The 16,969-nt window shown below is 65.2% G+C and carries 14 protein-coding genes; 4 read left to right on the forward strand and 10 right to left on the reverse strand.

Annotated elements, in window-relative coordinates:
• Positions 1-9 precede the first annotated feature (9 nt).
• The 3 genes from AKG11_RS23760 (at position 10) to ssuD (ending at position 3,533) form a co-directional block, all read left to right on the forward strand.
• A complete protein-coding gene (locus AKG11_RS23760) occupies positions 10-1,194 on the forward strand; it encodes an amino acid ABC transporter permease (protein WP_245290189.1) in 1,185 nt (394 codons plus the stop codon).
• Positions 1,191-2,270, forward strand: coding sequence for an amino acid ABC transporter permease (locus AKG11_RS23765; protein ID WP_050745692.1), 1,080 nt, complete (start codon positions 1,191-1,193; stop codon positions 2,268-2,270). The genes AKG11_RS23760 and AKG11_RS23765 overlap by 4 nt, the downstream gene beginning before the upstream one ends.
• A 93-nt stretch (positions 2,271-2,363) precedes the next feature.
• On the forward strand, positions 2,364-3,533 hold the full coding sequence (gene ssuD / locus AKG11_RS23770; RefSeq protein ID WP_050745693.1) for an FMNH2-dependent alkanesulfonate monooxygenase: 1,170 nt from the start codon (positions 2,364-2,366) through the stop codon (positions 3,531-3,533).
• A gap of 108 nt (positions 3,534-3,641) precedes the next feature.
• Here the strand turns inward: ssuD and AKG11_RS23775 are convergent, their stop codons facing one another.
• From AKG11_RS23775 to AKG11_RS23815, 10 genes are all read right to left on the reverse strand, one after another.
• A complete protein-coding gene (locus AKG11_RS23775) occupies positions 3,642-4,682 on the reverse strand; it encodes an isopenicillin N synthase family dioxygenase (RefSeq protein WP_050745694.1) in 1,041 nt (346 codons plus the stop codon).
• Positions 4,679-4,864 carry a hypothetical protein gene (locus tag AKG11_RS34665; protein WP_130517687.1) on the reverse strand — a complete coding sequence of 62 codons (186 nt, stop codon included), beginning with the start codon at positions 4,862-4,864 and terminating at the stop codon, positions 4,679-4,681. Before AKG11_RS34665 ends, AKG11_RS23775 begins: the two co-directional genes overlap by 4 nt.
• 214 nt (positions 4,865-5,078) lie before the next feature.
• Positions 5,079-5,738 carry a histidine phosphatase family protein gene (locus AKG11_RS23780; protein ID WP_050745695.1) on the reverse strand — a complete coding sequence of 220 codons (660 nt, stop codon included), beginning with the start codon at positions 5,736-5,738 and terminating at the stop codon, positions 5,079-5,081.
• A 58-nt stretch (positions 5,739-5,796) separates the two neighbouring features.
• Complete coding sequence (locus AKG11_RS23785; RefSeq protein WP_023512691.1) at positions 5,797-6,897, reverse strand: ABC transporter ATP-binding protein; 1,101 nt, start codon at positions 6,895-6,897, stop codon at positions 5,797-5,799.
• Positions 6,898-6,914: 17 nt separating this feature from the next.
• Positions 6,915-8,627 (reverse strand): ABC transporter permease, encoded by a 1,713-nt coding sequence (locus tag AKG11_RS23790; RefSeq protein WP_023512692.1) that lies wholly within the window; start codon positions 8,625-8,627, stop codon positions 6,915-6,917.
• A gap of 126 nt (positions 8,628-8,753) precedes the next feature.
• Positions 8,754-10,073 (reverse strand): extracellular solute-binding protein, encoded by a 1,320-nt coding sequence (locus AKG11_RS23795; RefSeq protein WP_050745696.1) that lies wholly within the window; start codon positions 10,071-10,073, stop codon positions 8,754-8,756.
• A 160-nt stretch (positions 10,074-10,233) separates the two neighbouring features.
• Entirely contained in the window at positions 10,234-11,562 is a 1,329-nt protein-coding gene (locus tag AKG11_RS23800) for a sigma-54-dependent transcriptional regulator (RefSeq protein ID WP_050745697.1), read from the reverse strand.
• Positions 11,559-13,463 (reverse strand): ATP-binding protein, encoded by a 1,905-nt coding sequence (locus tag AKG11_RS23805; RefSeq protein WP_050745698.1) that lies wholly within the window; start codon positions 13,461-13,463, stop codon positions 11,559-11,561. The genes AKG11_RS23800 and AKG11_RS23805 overlap by 4 nt, the downstream gene beginning before the upstream one ends.
• A gap of 14 nt (positions 13,464-13,477) precedes the next feature.
• Positions 13,478-14,749 carry an ABC transporter substrate-binding protein gene (locus tag AKG11_RS23810; protein ID WP_157255829.1) on the reverse strand — a complete coding sequence of 424 codons (1,272 nt, stop codon included), beginning with the start codon at positions 14,747-14,749 and terminating at the stop codon, positions 13,478-13,480.
• 154 nt (positions 14,750-14,903) lie between these two features.
• Complete coding sequence (locus AKG11_RS23815; RefSeq protein ID WP_050745700.1) at positions 14,904-15,803, reverse strand: LysR family transcriptional regulator; 900 nt, start codon at positions 15,801-15,803, stop codon at positions 14,904-14,906.
• Between the two features lie 100 nt (positions 15,804-15,903).
• Here AKG11_RS23815 and AKG11_RS23820 point away from each other — a divergent pair, with 100 nt between their 5' ends.
• On the forward strand, positions 15,904-16,917 hold the full coding sequence (locus AKG11_RS23820; RefSeq protein ID WP_050745701.1) for a zinc-dependent alcohol dehydrogenase family protein: 1,014 nt from the start codon (positions 15,904-15,906) through the stop codon (positions 16,915-16,917).
• Positions 16,918-16,969: the final 52 nt, after the last annotated feature.

Consider the following 16,969-nt stretch of genomic DNA (forward strand, 5'->3'; position numbering starts at 1 on the left):
GACAGACGCGTGTTTCGCGCCGTAATGCCGGGCCCATCAAGGCCCGGCATCTTCGGGAAGGTGCGCGCCTGGTGGGGCGGCTGGCCGGTCGGCCAGCTCGCCTTCCTTGCCGTCGTCGCGCTTTTCGTGGCCCTCTTCGTTCACAATACGCTCGAAACCATGGCGCGCATCGGTATCCTGCCCGGCTTCGGCTTCCTGTCCGGCTCCGCCAATTTCGAGATCGGCGAAAGCCCGATCGCCTTTCGCGCGGGCGATACCTATCTGCGCGCGATCCTTGCCGGGCTTGTCAACACGCTGAAGGTCTCCCTCCTCGGCTGCCTGCTTGCGACGGCCCTCGGCGTTGCCGTCGGCATTGCCGGCCTTTCGCGCAATCTCCTGCTTTCCTCGCTCGTGCGCTGGTACATCGAGATCACCCGCAACACGCCGCTGCTGCTGCAGCTCTTCTTCTGGATGGGGCTCGCCAAGGCGTTGCCCGCCCCGCGCCAGTCCACCGCGCTCCTCGGCGCCGTCTTCCTCACCAATCGCGGCATCTACATACCTTCTCTGTCGCTGGAGGGCGGTGCATTCGGTCTGCCGGCGGCGCTGGCCCTTGCAGGTCTTGGCGCCATCGCGCTCCTTCTCGCGCTGCGCGCCGCGCGCCGGCTGACACGTCTGACCGGCCTTGCGGCGGTCGTCCTTGCCACCGCCGCACCGCTTTCCTTTCTCCTCCTCTCCGGCGCCCAACCAGTCGCCGAAACCCCGGCGCTTTCCGGCTTCAACATTCGCGGCGGGCTCAATCTCTCGCCGGAATTCGCCGCGCTGTTGACCGGTCTCGTCGTGCGCTTCTCCGCGCTGATCGCGGAGATCGTGCGGGCCGGCATCCAATCGGTCGGCGCCGGCCAGTGGGAAGCAGCCCGTGCGCTCGGGCTGCATGACGGCCAGATCATCCGCCTTGTCGTGCTGCCCCAGGCGCTGCGCGTCATCACGCCGCTGACGACATCGAGCTATCTCGACCTTACGAAGGATTCGAGCCTTGCCGTCGCCATCGGCTTTCCCGACCTCGTCAGCATCATCAACACGACCGCCAACACGACCGGCCAGTCCATGGAAGCGCTGATCATTCTGATAGGGACCTTCCTTGCCATCAACCTCTCGCTGTCCGCACTCATGAATGCCTATAACAACCGTGTCGCCCTTCGGGGAGGCACACGATGACGGCGGCGACCCGAACCCTCGCGACGCTCCGCACCGGCCTCTTCGGCACGCGCACGAACACGCTGATCACCGTCGCGACGCTGCTTGTCCTGTCGCAGACCCTGCCGCCGCTGCTGCGCTGGGCCGTGCTCGATGCCACTTTCAGCGGCGATGCGAGCGCTTGCACACGGGAGGGTGCCTGCTGGGCCTTCGTTTCGGCGAAGCTGCGCTTCATTCTGTTCGCCTTCTATCCCCCGGACCTGCAATGGCGGCCAGCGCTCGTCATCCTGCTCATCGCGGCGATCCTGACGGCAAGCGCCCTGCCCCGTTTCTGGGGCCGCACCTTGCTTCTCGCCTGGCCGCTGGCGATCCTTGCCTGCTGGCTTCTCCTGGCCGGAACCTTCACCGCGACCCCCATCGCCTCCAACCAGTGGGGCGGCCTGCCGGTAACGCTCTTCGTCTGGGCCGTCTGCTTTGCCGCGGCAACGCCAATCGCCGTGCTGCTGGCGCTGGCCCGCCGCTCCTCGCTCGGCGGGCTGCGCACCTTCTCGGTGCTCTATATCGAACTGATGCGCGGTACGCCGATGGTCGGCATCCTCTATGTCGCCATGCTGATCCTGCCCATGGCCCTGCCGGACAGCCTCTCCTTCGACAAGATGCTGCGCGCCATCCTCATGGTGACACTGTTCTGGGCCGCCTACATCGCCGAGGTCATCCGCGCCGGGCTGCAGGCCATTCCCGGCGGGCAACGGGAGGCGGCAACGGCGCTCAGCCTCGGCTACTGGAGGACACAGCACCTCGTCATCCTGCCGCAGGCCTTTCGCATCGTCATCCCCGGCATGGTCAATCTCGCCATCGGCTTTCTCCTGGCGACATCGCTTCTTGCCGTCATCGGCATTTTCGATCTTCTCAACGCCGCCCGTGCGGCGGCCACCGATCTGCAATGGCTGGGTTTCTACAATGAGGCCTATTTCGTCGTCGCCCTCGTCTACTTCGTCATCTGCTTTGGCGCGTCCCGCTACAGCCGGTGGCTGGAGCGCCGGCTTTCGGGCAGCAGGACGCAAACCGGCGCCCCGAAGGCGCCGCGCAAGGAATAACTCCACCGTTAGCGGTACGAAGAATATAATTCCTTACTCAAACTATAGAATTTATTATTATTTTGTGATCCACTCCAATCCGGAAGACACAGCATGAGCACGACCGACCAGCCCCTTGATTTCCTTTGGTTCATCCCGAGTTCCGGCGACGGTGCCTATCTCGGCTCTGACGATCTGAGCCGCCCGCCGGATCCGGGCTATTTCCGCGAGATTGCGGTAGCGGCGGACCGTCTCGGCTATTCGGGGGTGCTTATTCCCGTCGGCGCCGCCTGCGAGGAATCCTTCGTACTCGCCGCCGATCTCGCTGCCCGCACGGAAAAACTGAAGTTCCTGGTGGCGATCCGCCCCGGCACCGCGACGCCGGCCTACTACGCTCGCCTTGCCTCCACGCTCGACCGCGTGTCGAACGGCCGGCTTCTGCTCAACATCGTGGTGGGCGGCAGCGCCGAGGAACTTGCCGGCGACGGCATCTTCCTGCCGCACGACGAACGCTATGACCACGCGAGCGAGTTCTTCCAGGTCTTCAACGAGCTGATCGAGACCGGCCGCTCCACCCTCGACGGGAAGTACATCAAGGCGATCGACGCCAAGCTCGGCCTGCCGCCCGTGCAGGCGCCGCGCCCACCGATCTATTTCGGCGGCTCGTCCGATGCGGCGATCGACTTCGCCGGCGGCATCGTCGACAAGTACCTCACCTGGGGAGAGCCGCCGGCCCAGGTCGCCGAAAAGATCGCCCATGCCCGCAGGGCCGCCGCTGCCAGAGGCCGCACCGCGACCTTCGGCATCCGCCTGCATTTCATCGTGCGCGAGACGGACGAGGAGGCCTGGGAGGCCGCCGATCGACTGATCTCGAAACTTTCCGACGAGGCCATCGCCTCGGCGCAGGACGTGCTGACGAAGAACTCCGATTCCGTCGGCCAGGCGCGCATGGTGGCACTGCATAACGGCCGGCGCGACAGGCTGGAGGTCTCGCCCAACCTGTGGGCCGGCATCGGCCTCGTGCGGTCCGGCGCCGGCACGGCGCTGGTCGGCTCGCCGAAGACGGTCGCGGCGCGGCTTCGCGAATACCAGGCGCTGGGGATCGATACGGTGATCGCGTCGGGCTATCCACATGTGGAGGAGGCCTACCGCGTCTCCGAGCTGCTTTTTCCGGAACTCGGTCTGCCCGGCCCGCGCAACCAGCTGCGCTCCTCCTTCGGCGGCCATCAGGTCTTCGGCGGCGGCGGCCATGGCGGCAACGTCAAGCTGACCTCCGCATCGTAGACGCGGCTTCCTCTCGCAAATGATCCGGGTGGCAGCCTGCCACCCGGACCAATCACCTCATCACCCCTGGCGTCGTGGGACGCCCGCCCTTCCGAGCGGGCACAGGTGTCATCCCTTGGCCGGTTTTTCCAGCAGATGCAGCAGATCCGGATGATGCGCGGCAGCGACATCAGGATGGGAACGCAGGCGGCTTTTCAGGTGATTGATGCCGACTTCGCGGAAGATCGGGTTCAGCGGATCGACCGTCACACCCCGTTCGGCGCGCTTCAGCTCCTCCGGCAGCGCGATCACGGGGATGGTCGCGTCGTAGCGTGCGCCGAGGAAGAAGGCGACGGAGAAACGCTCGGTGCCGGCAGGCGGCGTGACGACATCATGCACGTCCGCCCGCACGAACCCGTTTGTCGCCAGCTCCAGAAGCTCGCCGCTGTTGATGATGAACGTGCCGGGCACCGGCGGCGCCTCGATCCATACACCCTCTTCCGTACGGATACGCAGACCCGGTGTCGTGTCCTGCAGCAACACCGTGACGAAGCCGCCGTCCTTGTGCGCCCCGACGCCCTGGTCGCTGCCAGCGGCCTCACGGCCGGGATAGCGGATGATCTTCAGAAGCTGCGAAGGCGACGGCTCGTAGATCTCGGCAAAGGCGTCTTCCGGCTGTCCGAGCGAAAGCGCAATGGCCTTCAGCACATCGATTCCGATACGGGTGACCTCCGCCTGATAGCGCAGCAGCAGCTGTTTCAGCTCCGGTTGGGCCGCCGGCCACTGGTTCGGACCGTAGAGGCGATTCCAGGGCGTCGCCGGCGCAGTCTCTATCGCGGTGCCCTCCGTGTTGATGTCAAGCTGCTCGCGCCAGTCCTGTTCTCCGCGGGTACGTTCATAGCCCGCCCGGTTGTAGCCGCGGAAATGCGGCGACTTCACCATTTCGATCGACAGCTTTTCCGCCTCCGGCACCGCGAAGAACCGCTTGGAGGCAGCGAGCACGTCGTCGATCAGGCTCTGCGGCACGCCGTGGCCGGTCAGGTAGAAGAAGCCGTGATCATGCAGGACGCGGGTCAGTTCCCGGATAAAGCCCTCCCGCTCGGCTGGGCCGCCATAGAAGCGGGAAAAATCGATCGTCGGCAAATGGATGGGCTTGGTATGGATGGTCATGAAAGCTCCTCGATAGAAACGATGCGCAGGCCGCGCCACGGCCGAAGGCGCTGGACGGCGTTGACGACTCGCCTTTGGAGATCGACGGCCCGTACATCGGCAAGCGCCTGCCGAGCGTGACCGGGATCGATCGCACCGTCAGGAGCAGACGCGACGGGTAAAGCGCAGCCAGCAATCGTCACGGTGTTCTCCTCCGACAGTTCAATAAATTATATAATCTATAGAATTTAATCTAATCGAGAGCGTGCATTCCAACTTGCCCGGGATAGCGTAGTTTTTTCTCCTACCGTCGAAGCGCGGGGGATGAGGCTTGCCGCGTGCAGGCGTCGCGCCCGGATGGTTGCCGCCTGTTTCCAGCAGGGCACCCAAAGGCACGCGGCAAGCCGCCATCGTACCCTATATCCAGACCGTCCTCCCTTCGCCTTCGCATCCGAATGCTTTCAGCAGGTTAGGGGCGACGTCGAGCAGCCTCTCGGCCCGGTCGGTCAGGAGAAACGCCGCCGTCTGCGGCTCGCGATAGGCAAGGATCTCGGCGCGTGAGGCGCGCGTATAGAGACCACGCAAGGCGCGCAGGCAACCGCTATGGGTGACGGCGATATGCGGGCGGGCCGGATCGAGGGTCTGGAGCCATGCCTGCAACCGCCTGGTCAGCCCCGTCCGGCTCTCCCCGCTCGGCATCGCGTACTCCCAGGGGTCGGATGCGTTTGCGCCATATTGCTCCGGCAGATCCCGTTCGATCTCGTCGTGCAGGCGTCCTTCCCAAACGCCGTAGCTGCGCTCGGCAAGCCGGGGCTCCTCGGCAAAGCGGTCGAAGGGCACCGCCCAGATATCGGCGAGGATGGAGGCGGTCTGCCGGGCACGGCCAAGAGGGCTCACCCAGAAGACTGCATCCTGCAGGCCGGCCACGGTTTCCGAAAGCCGCACAGCTACGGCCTGCGCCTGCCGCACGCCATTGGCGGTGAGCGGCGTATCGCGGCTTCCTTGCAGGCGCCCGGCGACGTTCCATTGGGTCTCCCCGTGGCGAATGACGAGGAGGGTGGGCAGAGTATCGGTCATGTCATGAGGCCTTTGCATGGAGAAACCTTCGCCGCCGGGGCGGCGAAGGCAAGGAGGGTCAATCGGCAAGCCACAGAACGGAGGCCGGCTTGATGCCGAGCACCGTCTGGCTGCCCGGAGCAAGCAGGCCGTCGCCGGAATGGAAGGGGGCATCGACCAGCACCGTCGCCTTGCCCACCTCCACGCCGTAGCGCACCGTGGCACCAAGAAACTCCCGGTGCGCGATGGTGCCGGAAAGCGGGACGGCATCGGTTTCAACCGTGCCGATCGTCGCATATTGCGGCCGGAAAACGAGCTTGGCACCGGCCGGAACCTCGACACCGGCCGGGACCGGGATGCTGCCACCACCGGCAACCTCGAAACTGCGCGTCGCGCCCTCGCCCTTCACACTGCCCTCCAGGATATTGGCCGTACCGAGGAAGTTGGCGACGAAGAGATTGGCCGGCTTCTCGTAGAGATGCATCGGCGTGCCGACCTGCTGGATACGGCCCTCGTTGAAGACGGCAATGCGGTCGCAGACCGTGTTCGCCTCCTCCTGATCGTGGGTGACGAAGATGGTGGTGAGCTTCAGTCGCTGCTGGAGCTCACGCAGCTCCCGCCGCACCTCCACGCGCATCTTCGCGTCCAGGTTCGACAGCGGCTCGTCGAGCAGCAGCACCTTCGGCTCGATGGCGATGGTGCGGGCAAGCGCCACGCGCTGCTGCTGGCCGCCGGAAAGCTGCGAGGGCCGCCGGTCGGCAAGATGCGAGAGCCCGACCAGCGCGAGGGCCGCAGCCACCCGCTTGTCCACCTCGGCGCGCGGCAGGCGCCGTTCCTCGAGGCCGAAGGCGACGTTGCGCGCGACGGTCATGTGCGGCCAGAGCGCGTAGGACTGGAACACCATGCCGATGTCGCGCTTCCATGGCGGCATGTCGAGCACATCCTCGCCGCCGACGACAACCGCACCGTTCTGGGCCTGGTTGAAGCCCGCGATGAGGCGCAGCAGCGTCGTCTTCCCGCAACCGGACGGACCGAGGAAGGCGAAGAACTCGCCGGGCTGGATATCGAGGTTGATGTCCTTCAGCACATGCAGCGAACCGTAGTAGAGGTTCACGTCGCGGATGCTGATCGCCTTGGCGGGGCTGTCCGCAAGGGACGCCTTGTCGATATTGATAGTCATAGTCCGTTCCTCCCGGATCATTTGCCGATGCCGAGCGCCTTCTGGCGGCGCTCGATGACGTAGTGGGACAACAGCGTGCAGAGCGCGACCATGACGACCGCGATGACGCCGAGCGCAGCGCCGGGGCCGCGGCCGGCCGGCGATTGCATGAAGACGTAGAGACCGTAGGCGAGCGGGGCGTCGGAATTGCTCTGGATGAGCATCAGCGTCGCGGAAAGCTCGACGGCAGCAGTCGAGAAACTGGTGACGAAGCCAGCAAGAAGCCCGCCCGTCATCAGCGGCAGCACGATGCGGCGGATGGTCCGCTGCTTGGTCGCCCCGAGGTTTTCCGCCGCCTCTTCCAGCGATTCCGACACCTGTTGCAGGGCGGCATAGCAGGCCCGCAGTGCATAGGGCAGGCGTCGGATGGCGAGCGCCAGCACGACCATGACCCAAAGCGTGGCGAGCGGCGTACCATCCGGCAGCGTCACGCCGTAGAAGGTGCGCAGATAGCCGATGCCGAGCACGACACCGGGAATGGCAAGCGCCGAGGTCGCCGCCCAGTCGAGCCAGCGGCGGCCGACGATCTTGGTGCGCAGCACGAGATAAGCGATGGCACCGCCGACGACCACGTCGATGAGGCCGGCAAGCGTCGCGTAGATCAGTGTGTTCTTGATGTAGATCGAGCTTTCACCGAAGACGCGGCCGTAATGTGCCAGCGTCACCGCATCTGGCAACGGGCTGAAGGACCAGACCGTGGCGAAGGACAGCATGAGCAGGCCGATATGCGGCGAGAGCACGAGCAGGAGGATGAGGCCGACGACACCGTAGGCAAGGATGCTTTCGCCGAGGCCAAGCTTGCGCCGCGACAGGCCACCGCCGCCGCGCTGGGTGGTGGCATAGTCCTTACCGCGCATGGCGACCGCCGACAGCCACATGGCGAAGATCGAGACGACGATGAGGATGACGGAGATGACGTAGCCCATCGGGTCGGTCAGGCCGACCGAGGTCACGCGCAGATAGGCCTGCGGTGCCAGCATGTCCTTGACGTTGAGGAGAAGCGGCGTCGCGAGATCGTCGAAGACCTTGACGAAGACGAGCGATGCGCCGGCGAGGTAACCGGGCATGGCGAGCGGGAAGACGATGCGGCGGAAGAGGCGCATGCCGGACGAACCGAGGTTCTGCGCCGCCTCCTCCATCGACCGGTCGATGTTGCGCAGGCTGGTGGAGAGGTTGATCAGAATGAAGGGGAAATAGTGCAGCGACTGCACGAAGATGACGCCGTTGAGACCTTCCATGAAAGGAATGCGGACGCCGAACCAGTCGTTGAGCAGGAGGTTGACGGTGCCATTGCGGCCGAACAGCAGCTGCATGGCAACCGCGCCGACGAAGGGCGGCATGATGAGCGGCACGAAGCCGAGCGTCTGGATGACCAGCGATCCGCGAAAGTCGAAGCGCGTCGTCAGTACCGCGAGCGGCAACGCGATGGCGCTCGCCCAGACGACGGACATGGCCGAGACATAGACGGAATTGAAGAAGGAGCGACGGAAGAGGTCGGTCCTGAAGAAGTCGACGAAGTTGACGGCGGTGAGCGCGCCGGTGCCCTTCTCCGTGAAGGCGGTGTAGATCACCGTTCCGGCGGGAATGACGAGGAAGATCGCGAGAAACAGCGCAATCAGTGTCACCGCCAGAACCTGGCCGGGCCGCGCCGTAATGCGCCGGGCAGGAAGGGATGAAAGTGCGAAAGCCATGAGGCAGTCTCCGGAATGAGATCGGCCGGCCCGGCGGCCGATGGGCACCGGGGGAACGAAGACAGGACGGGAAAACAGGAGGGAGAGGGTTTCCGCTCTCAAGGAGACGCGGAAACCCTCAAGGCGTCAGTCGATGAGGTCGAGCGCCTGCTCGGCCTTGGTCTTGGCGGCAGCGTATTTCTCGCCGGCGAATGCCGCCCACGCCTGTTCCAGCTCGGCCTGGCGGGCCGTTTTCTCCTCGCCGCCGGTGAAGGCGGCGCGCATTTCGTCGCTCGCAGCTTCCTCCGCCGTGACCGGCATCTTGGAGATCAGGCCGTGCGCTTCGGCGATCAGCGCCCGCGCTTCGGCCTGGTCGTTGCTCGCCAATGCCTTCTCAGCAGCATGGATCGCCTTGGTCGCATCGCGCAGGCTGTCGAGCTGGAAGGTGATCAGCTGGTCATAGAGGGCATCGACGACATCCGTGCGCTTCTTGGAAACATCCGAATCGAAGGTGATCATCGACTGGAAGCGCGGATCCTCGAAGGGATTCGGGAAGCCTTCGGGTGCGTCCTTGTAGAGCACCGGATTGATCGGCAGGCGGCGGATTGCCGGTTCGAGCAGAACGGCCTGCCCCTTTTCCGACAGCAGGTAGTTCACGAAGGCTTCGGCGCCCTTCGGGTTCGGTGCATTGGCAATGATGCCGACATTGGCTGGCACGACGGTGGTGATCGAGGGATAGCTGAAGCTGACGGGGAAACCACTCGCCTTGGCGGAGAAGGCGAAGAAGTCGATGACGATGCCGATACCCGTCTGGCCGGAGTTCACCGCATCCGGCACGCCAAAGGAGCGTTCCGTCACCTGCTGGAGGTTGCCGCCGATGCCCGTCAGCGTCGCCCAGCCCTTCTCCCAGCCCTCACCCTGGAGGATGGTCTCGATGGTGAGATGCGTCGTGCCGGAACGCGAAGGCGCAGCGATCGCGATGTGATCATGATACTCCGGCTTCAGCAGATCGCTCCATTCCGTGGGCTGCGGCAGGTTGTTGGCCTCCAGATAGCGGTCGTTCGACATGATGCCGTAGCCGGACGCGGCAAAGCCGAAATAGTAGCCATCCGGATCGTTGACGGGATAGGAGCCGACCTTCTCCGGCAGGCCCGTGACGGACGGAGCAAACTTGGCGAGCAGGTTGCGGCCCTTCAGGTTCTCGAAAGCATCAGGCGCGGAAGCCCAGAACAGGTCGACCTGGTTGTTGGCCTTCGTCTCGTCGACGAACTTGACGCCGGAACTCGTGCTCTTGTTCTGCACGTCGAGCGTATAGCCGGGATTGGCGGCCTCGAAGCCGGCCTTGAAGGGATCGGTGACGTCCTTGGAGAAGGACGTGATGACGGTGACCTTTCCGCCGTCCTCAGCATAAACAGTCGAAAGAGCGGCAGCCGACATCAGCATCGCCGCGGCAATGGTCTTGAGCATATGGTTTTCCTCCCAATGGCACCGCCGGCTCTCCGGCGGTCATCAGGATGTCAGCAAGGCCCGTGCCAGTTTCGGAAATCCCGGAAAACCGGTGTTTCCGCCCGGAGAATGGGAAAGAAAGGTAACATCGCCCCCAATTCTCGGGGTCAGAACGGTAACCTCACGCCTCCTCCTCGCCCCCGAGGCCGTGCTTGCGCATCTTGAGATAGAGCGTCTTGCGCGAGATGCCGAGTGCATCGGCTGTGGTGCCGATGCGGCCGTCTTGCTCGGCAAGGCTGTCGACGAGGATCGCCCGCTCCACCCGATCCATGCGCGCCTCCAGTGTTTCCCCGGATGACCCGCTCCCGCCGACCGGCAGGTCTTCCAGGCCGAGCACATAGCGTTCGGCGACATTGCGCAGCTCCCGCACATTGCCCGGCCAGCTGCGGCGGTCGAGATCGGCAAGGAAGGTCGCATCCACATGCGGCGCCGCGCGGCCCTGGCGGCGGGCGGCAAGATCGAGGAAGTGACGGAAGAGCAGCGCCACGTCGCCCCGACGCGCCGAAAGCGCGGGAAGCTCCACGCGGGCGATGTCGAGCCGGTAGGCAAGGTCCTCGCGAAACCTGCCCTGCCGGGCGAGCTGATGCAGGTCCGCCTTCGTCGCGGCAACGACCTGGAGATCGACCGCAACCTCGTCGTTCGAACCGAGCCGCTCGATGACGCGCTCCTGAAGCACACGCAACAGGCGGACCTGCGCAGACAGCGGCATGGATTCGATCTCGTCGAGGAAGAGCGTGCCGCCGTCGGCATGTTCGATCTTGCCGATGCGCTTGTCCTTCGCTCCGGTGAAGGCGCCGGCCTCATGGCCGAACAGTTCCGATTCCAGCATGGTCTCCGGGATCGCGCCACAATTGACCGCGACGAAGCGGCCCTTGCGCCCACTGAAATCGTGCAGCGCCCGCGCCGTCACCTCCTTGCCGGTGCCGGTTTCCCCCAGAACGAGGATGTCGGTCGCGGCCCCGGCGATGCGCTGCAGTCGCTCACGCAGCAGCACCATCGGCGCCGAATGGCCGATCAGCCGCGCCTCCCAACCATCCGTGGCAACGGAAAGGCGCAGACGTCGGTTTTCGACGAGCAGCCGGCGATGGGCGAGCGCACGACGTACGGTCTCGATGAGATGGACCGGGTCGGCCGGCTTTTCGAGGAAGTCCCAGGCACCATCCCGCATGGCGCGCAGTGCCATCGGGATATCGCCATGGCCTGTCATCAGCACGATGGGAATCTCCCGGTCGATGGCCCGCACGGCGGCGAGAAGGTCGAAGCCGTCCTGCTGGGGCATGCGCACATCCGACACGATCACCGCCTCGCTGTCCGCCTGCAGGCCGGAAAGCGAGGCGGCGACGGAGCCATGCGCGCTGACGCGAAATCCTTCGATCTCGAGCAGTTCGCGGCAGGCGTCTAGCACATTGGCGTCGTCGTCGACGAGAATGATGTCGGTCGATGCGGTCATGCCGCTCCTTTCAGGGACACGATGAAACGCGTGCCGCCGGGCCCGGTCTCCAGCACGCCGATGTCGGCGCCGAAGTCCTTGATAATGTTGTAGGAAATGGAAAGGCCGAGCCCGAGCCCGGCGCCGACCGGCTTGGTGGTGAAGAAGGGGTCGAAGACTGCGCCGCGATCCTTCGCGGCGATACCCGCGCCGGTATCACCGACGATCAGGCTCGCCCCCGCAACGCTTTTCTCGGCCGTCACCGTCACCATCCGTTCAGGCCGACCGGCGACGGCATCGAGCGCATTGGCGATGAGGTTCACCACGACCTGCTCCAGCCGCACCGGTTCGGCCATCACGCGCGGCATATCGGGCGGTAGGGCGAGCTTCAGTGTCACCCGCTCCTCCTCGAAGCGGTGCTCTAGAAGGCTCAGGGCTTCATGTACGACGGCCGGAAGATCGACGGGGTGCAGCTCCGCATCCGGCCGGCGCGCGAAGCGACGGATATGGCTGATCTGGCCGGCCATGCGGGCTGTCAGAGCGCGGATCTTTTCCAAATTGTTCAGCGCCTGCTCGCTGTTGCCGCGCGCAATCAGCGTCGACCCACTGTGAATATGCGCGCGGATCGCCGCGAGCGGCTGGTTCAGTTCGTGCCCGATGCCCGCCGCCATCTGGCCCAGCGCCGCCAGCTTGGCCGACTGCACCAGCTCGTCACGCGTCTGGCGAAACAGGGTAAGGGCCCGGGCGAGGTCCGCCAACTCGTCGTCACCACCGGCGGGAATCCGCACCGCCGGATTGCCCGCACTGATCGCCATCGCGGCATGGGCGAGCTGATCGATGCGCGCCAGCAGACTACGATGCACGTAGAACACGCCGATGCCGATGGCAAGCACCACCGCCAGCAGGGCGATGGCCGCAAGCAGCTTTCGACCGAGATCGATGGCCGCGGCAGCCCGCTGTGCCGCCGTACCCGCCCGTGCCTCGATCGCCACCACCTCCGCCTCGATGCGCTGGCCGAGTTCCGCGACGAGCCGGCTGTTCTCCTTTGCCAGTTCTCCGAGCCGGCCCGCCTCGCGCATTTCGGAGCGCTTCCGGTTGGGCGTGCCGGTCGCGGGATCGGATTGCTGCAGGATGCGCCGGGCGAGCTGGCGCACCGTCAGGCTGTCCGGCCAGCCCTCCAGCGTCGCAAGGCGCGCGGCAAGCTCGTCCGCGCTGTCACCGAGAAAGGCATTGGCCTCCTGAACCTCCTCCGCCGTCGCGCTGCTGACCAGCCGGGCGATCAACCCTGTGGCAAGATTGGCCTGCGACACCACGGTGAGCAGCGCCTCGCTGCGCCGCTGTTCTCCGAGCGCTGCGGCACTGCGGCCGTTGCGCGTCTCCGCCTCGATGTTGAAGCGGATATCGTCGACCAACGGATCGGCCTCTTCGATAAGATCGGCCTGAACCCAGCGCAGCTCCTCCACATCCGCGCGCATCGCCTCGGCCAGCGTGAAGCGCTTGCCGGCGGCAAGGTCGATCCGGGCGAGATTACCGTTGATCGACGCCGCCAATGGCAGCAGGGATTGTACCGACGGCTCCGGCTCGTGGTTTTCCAAAAGCGCCTGCAGCGCCGCCAACCGTTCGGCATAGACACGCCTCGTCTCGTCATATTCCGCCCGTGTCTCCGCGCCGGTCAGCGCGGCGGTGACCGAACCGATATCGGCACCCGCCTTGGAAAGCCGGGAGGCGAAAGCGAGCTGCGGCATCTGCACTTCAGCGATGCGCGAAAGCTCGCCCGACAATTCCCGGTAGGAGAGCCAGCCGACGAGGCTGGCGCAGACGGCGAGGCCGACGATGGCGACGAAGGCCGCGCCAAGACGCGCACCGATACCGAAACGCCAGCGGCTCTGCCCGTTCCATCGTGATCTCTTGCTCGTCTCCATGGCGGCGGCCTCTATCATCGCCGCCCGGCCGCGGTCGAGATGCCAACAAGCAGGCTTTCCGCCCGGGCAAGATTCCGCTCGACGGCGCCGCGGATGTCGCGTGCAAAGGCCTGCTGTTCGGTCGTGCGGGCAATGCCCCGCGGCCATTCCCCCTTCAGGCCTTCGGCCAATCTCTCGACATCCTCGGAAGAGAGCGGGGGTGTGCCGAGCAGCCGGCGCACGCTCGCCAAAGTGCTGCGCCTGCCGGCATCCCCCGCAGCCTCGCCCTCAAGCGCCCGCAGCCGTGCCCAGAGACGGGCGAGCATCGCCCGGCGACGGACGATGTAGTCGTCGAAGATCAGGTTGACGATGCCGTAGCGCTCAGCCGAAAGGCGCGCGTTGAAACCGTTCGCCGCCAGCAGCCCACCAGTATTTTCTGCGGGCAGCAACCCGGCATTCAGCGCCGCCCGCACCGGAATGCGTCCGATCGCCGGGCGCAGGAGGATGTCCTGCCCTTCCTGCGAGAACAGGAAGTCGACGAACCGCTCGGCAGCCTCCGCGTTTCTTGCTCGCGAGAGGATGGCGATGTTGGCCGGCACGTAGAGGGGATCCGGCGTCAGCACGAAGACGTTTTCCGCGCCCGAGACATCAGGCGCCTTGGCAAGGAAGTCGATCGTCACGCCGATGCCGAAGCGGCGCTGCGCAACGCCCGAGGCAACGCCGAAGCTGCGCGCCGTCACAGTCGAGAGGTTGCCACCGAGCTCCGACAGCAACGCCCAGCCTCGCTCCCAGCCGTAGGTCTGCAACAGCGCCTCGACGATCAGATGCGTGGTGCCGGAACGGGAAGGCGAGGTGATGCCGATATGGCCGGCATAGACGGGCATCAGCAGGTCCTGCCAGTTCTGTGGCACCGGCAGGTCGTATTGCGCGAGGTAGGCGGCGTTGTAGACGAGCCCATAACCGGACAGCGCGAAGCCCAGATAGAAGCCCTCCGGATCGTTGACGGGATAGCCGAGAATGCGCTCCGGCGCTCCGGTCTGCCGCGGCTGGATCGCTCGCAGGGCACCCTTGCGCTTCAGGAGTTCGAACGCGTCCGTCGCCGATGCCCAGAAGATGTCCGCTGCGACCTCGGGCTTTTCGAGGATAAAACGGCTTGCACTGCCGGTGTTGCGCTGCACGACCGTAACGCGGATATCCGGATTGCGCGCCTCGAAGGCACGCTGGAACGGCTCGTAGAAGGAAGGCGGATAGGAGGTGATGATCGACAGGTCTGCCGCCCGCGCTTCATGCGCGGAAAAAAGCAGCATGAAAGCGAGCAACAGACGCCAGCCCGCGCCGCGATGGTGTCCCGGCCGGTTCAAAACGGGCGTGCCTCCGGTGAAGATGCGAATGTGACAATGACGAAGCCGGGATATTGCCGGGACGCCGGAAGGATGTCCACCCGGCACCCACATCTCCCCTCTACTCCATCATGCCGGGCAGCCCAGCCGCCAGGGTATCGATCGCCAGCCGGACGCGCGGCAGCATGACGGGGGAGCGCGGCCAGACAGCGTGGGTTTCGAAGGTGACCGACGGCACAGCCCTCAGGACCTGTCGAAGCCGTCCAGCAGCAACATCGTTCCGAATCATCCAGCAGGGCAACCAGGCAAGCCCCAACCCGCGGCAGGCTGCATCCCGGATCGATTCGAGATCATCCAGCCTTAGGCGGGAACGGGGCAGGACGACGCGCCAGGGGTCATCGGGCGATGGAAACACCCAGGTATCGTGGCTCTCTCTCTTGCCATAGATGATGCCCTCGTGGTTTGGCAAATCCTCCAGTCGCTGTGGTTCGCCATGCATCTCGATATAGGCCGGCGAGGCACAGACCGTCAGGCGCTGGAAGGCGACCCGCCGGACGACGGTGTCGGCATCGTCCTTGAGACGGCCATTGCGCACCGCAAGATCGAACCCGTCAGCCCGCAGGTCCGCGACACGGTCGCTGAAGGACAGATCGAGTTCGAGCCCCGGATGGTGGTCCAACAGGCCGATCAGCAGCGGCGCGACGCATTGGCGGCCGAAGATGACAGGCATCGTGACCCGCAGCTTGCCGCGGACATCGCGCCGGCCCGATTCCAGTTCGGCCTCGCCGGCCCGGATCTCCTCGATCGCCCTCAGGCACCGTTCATAGAAATAGCGGCCTTCTTCCGTCATGCCCTGGCTGCGCGTCGTGCGATGAAAGAGCCTGACTTTCAGCCGCGTCTCCATGCGTGCGATCGTCTTGGCGACGGCCGAGCGTGTCAGGTTGAGCCGCTTCGCCGCTGCCGAGAACCCACCGGCATCAACCGCTTCCACGAAAACCGAGACGTCCTTCAGGTGTTCCATATTGTATCCATTCAGGAACCAGTGTGGCGAATTAATACCGCAACTGCCGATGAATTTTCAACGATAGACTTCCTTCAACACATCGAGAAGGAGATTAGCGATGACAATGGCAAGGCAGTGGAGCATGGCGGCGATCGGTCCGAAGGACTTCGCGATCCGCGCTGCGGCAATCGCGGAGCCCGGGCATGGCGAGGTTCGCGTGCGCACCGAAGCCGTTTCCCTCAACTACCGCGACAAGCTCGTTCTGGAGAGCGGCATGGGCCTGCCGCTGGACTATCCCTTCGTGCCCGCCTCCGACATGGCCGGCGTGGTCGAGGCCGTCGGCCCCGGCGTCAGCCGCTTCAAGGCGGGCGACAAGGTGATCTCCACCTTCATGCCCGGCCGGATCGAGGGCAAGGGCCTGGGCGATGCGCGCAATCCGCCCTACAGGACGCTCGGCGGTGCGCATCCCGGCGTGCTCTCGGAATATGTGACGTTCCCGGCCGACTGGTTCGTTGCCGCACCGAAGACGCTGGATGCCGGGGAAGCGAGCACGCTGCCCTGCGCCGGCCTTACAGCATGGATGGCACTCATCGAGAGCGGAAGCCTGAAGGCCGGTGAGAAGGTGCTGATCCAGGGAACAGGCGGGGTCGCTCTCTTCGCCTTGCAGATTGCACGGGCGCACGGCGCGCAGACCTTCGTCACGTCGTCGAGCGCAGAAAAGCACGAAAGGCTGCGCGCGCTCAAAGCCGACCATCTGCTCCCGCGTGACGGCTGGGTCGAGCGGCTCATCGACCTGACGGACGGCCATGGCGCCGACCACGTGCTCGATATCGCCGGCGGCGCGGGTTTTGGAGAGGCGCTGAAAGCGGTGGCTGTCGGCGGGCGGGTCTCCTTGATCGGCGTGTTCGAAGGGTTCGAAATCTCCGGTCCCGCCTCCGCGCTTCTTCTCAAGTCGCCGGTCGTGCAGGGCATTTCGGTCGGTCATCGCCGGGCACTGGAGGATTTCGTGCGGGCCGTGGACAGCATCGGCCTCAAGCCGGTGATCGACAGGCGCTATCGCTTCGAGGAGGCGGATCAGGCCTTTGCACATCTCGATCGCGGACCATTCGGGAAGGTCGTGATCGAGTTCTGACCGTCGTTGAACCGCCCGGCGCCAAAAAATACGCCGGGCGGCAGAGCCGTGT

The sequence above is a fragment of the Shinella sp. SUS2 genome (genome assembly GCF_001262505.1).
In the GTDB taxonomy this organism is placed as follows: domain Bacteria; phylum Pseudomonadota; class Alphaproteobacteria; order Rhizobiales; family Rhizobiaceae; genus Shinella.

Bases quoted from the DNA above. Each gene is read 5' to 3' on its own strand.
- AKG11_RS23765 (WP_050745692.1), top strand. From the start codon at position 1,191: ATGACGGCGGCGACCCGAACCCTCGCGACGCTCCGCACCGGCCTCTTC.
- ssuD (WP_050745693.1), top strand. From the start codon at position 2,364: ATGAGCACGACCGACCAGCCCCTTGATTTCCTTTGGTTCATCCCGAGT.
- AKG11_RS23775 (WP_050745694.1), bottom strand. From the start codon at position 4,682: ATGACCATCCATACCAAGCCCATCCATTTGCCGACGATCGATTTTTCC.
- AKG11_RS23780 (WP_050745695.1), bottom strand. From the start codon at position 5,738: ATGACCGATACTCTGCCCACCCTCCTCGTCATTCGCCACGGGGAGACC.
- AKG11_RS23785 (WP_023512691.1), bottom strand. From the start codon at position 6,897: ATGACTATCAATATCGACAAGGCGTCCCTTGCGGACAGCCCCGCCAAG.
- AKG11_RS23790 (WP_023512692.1), bottom strand. From the start codon at position 8,627: ATGGCTTTCGCACTTTCATCCCTTCCTGCCCGGCGCATTACGGCGCGG.
- AKG11_RS23795 (WP_050745696.1), bottom strand. From the start codon at position 10,073: ATGCTCAAGACCATTGCCGCGGCGATGCTGATGTCGGCTGCCGCTCTT.
- AKG11_RS23800 (WP_050745697.1), bottom strand. From the start codon at position 11,562: ATGACCGCATCGACCGACATCATTCTCGTCGACGACGACGCCAATGTG.
- AKG11_RS23805 (WP_050745698.1), bottom strand. From the start codon at position 13,463: ATGGAGACGAGCAAGAGATCACGATGGAACGGGCAGAGCCGCTGGCGT.
- AKG11_RS23810 (WP_157255829.1), bottom strand. From the start codon at position 14,749: ATGCTGCTTTTTTCCGCGCATGAAGCGCGGGCGGCAGACCTGTCGATC.
- AKG11_RS23815 (WP_050745700.1), bottom strand. From the start codon at position 15,803: ATGGAACACCTGAAGGACGTCTCGGTTTTCGTGGAAGCGGTTGATGCC.
- AKG11_RS23820 (WP_050745701.1), top strand. From the start codon at position 15,904: ATGACAATGGCAAGGCAGTGGAGCATGGCGGCGATCGGTCCGAAGGAC.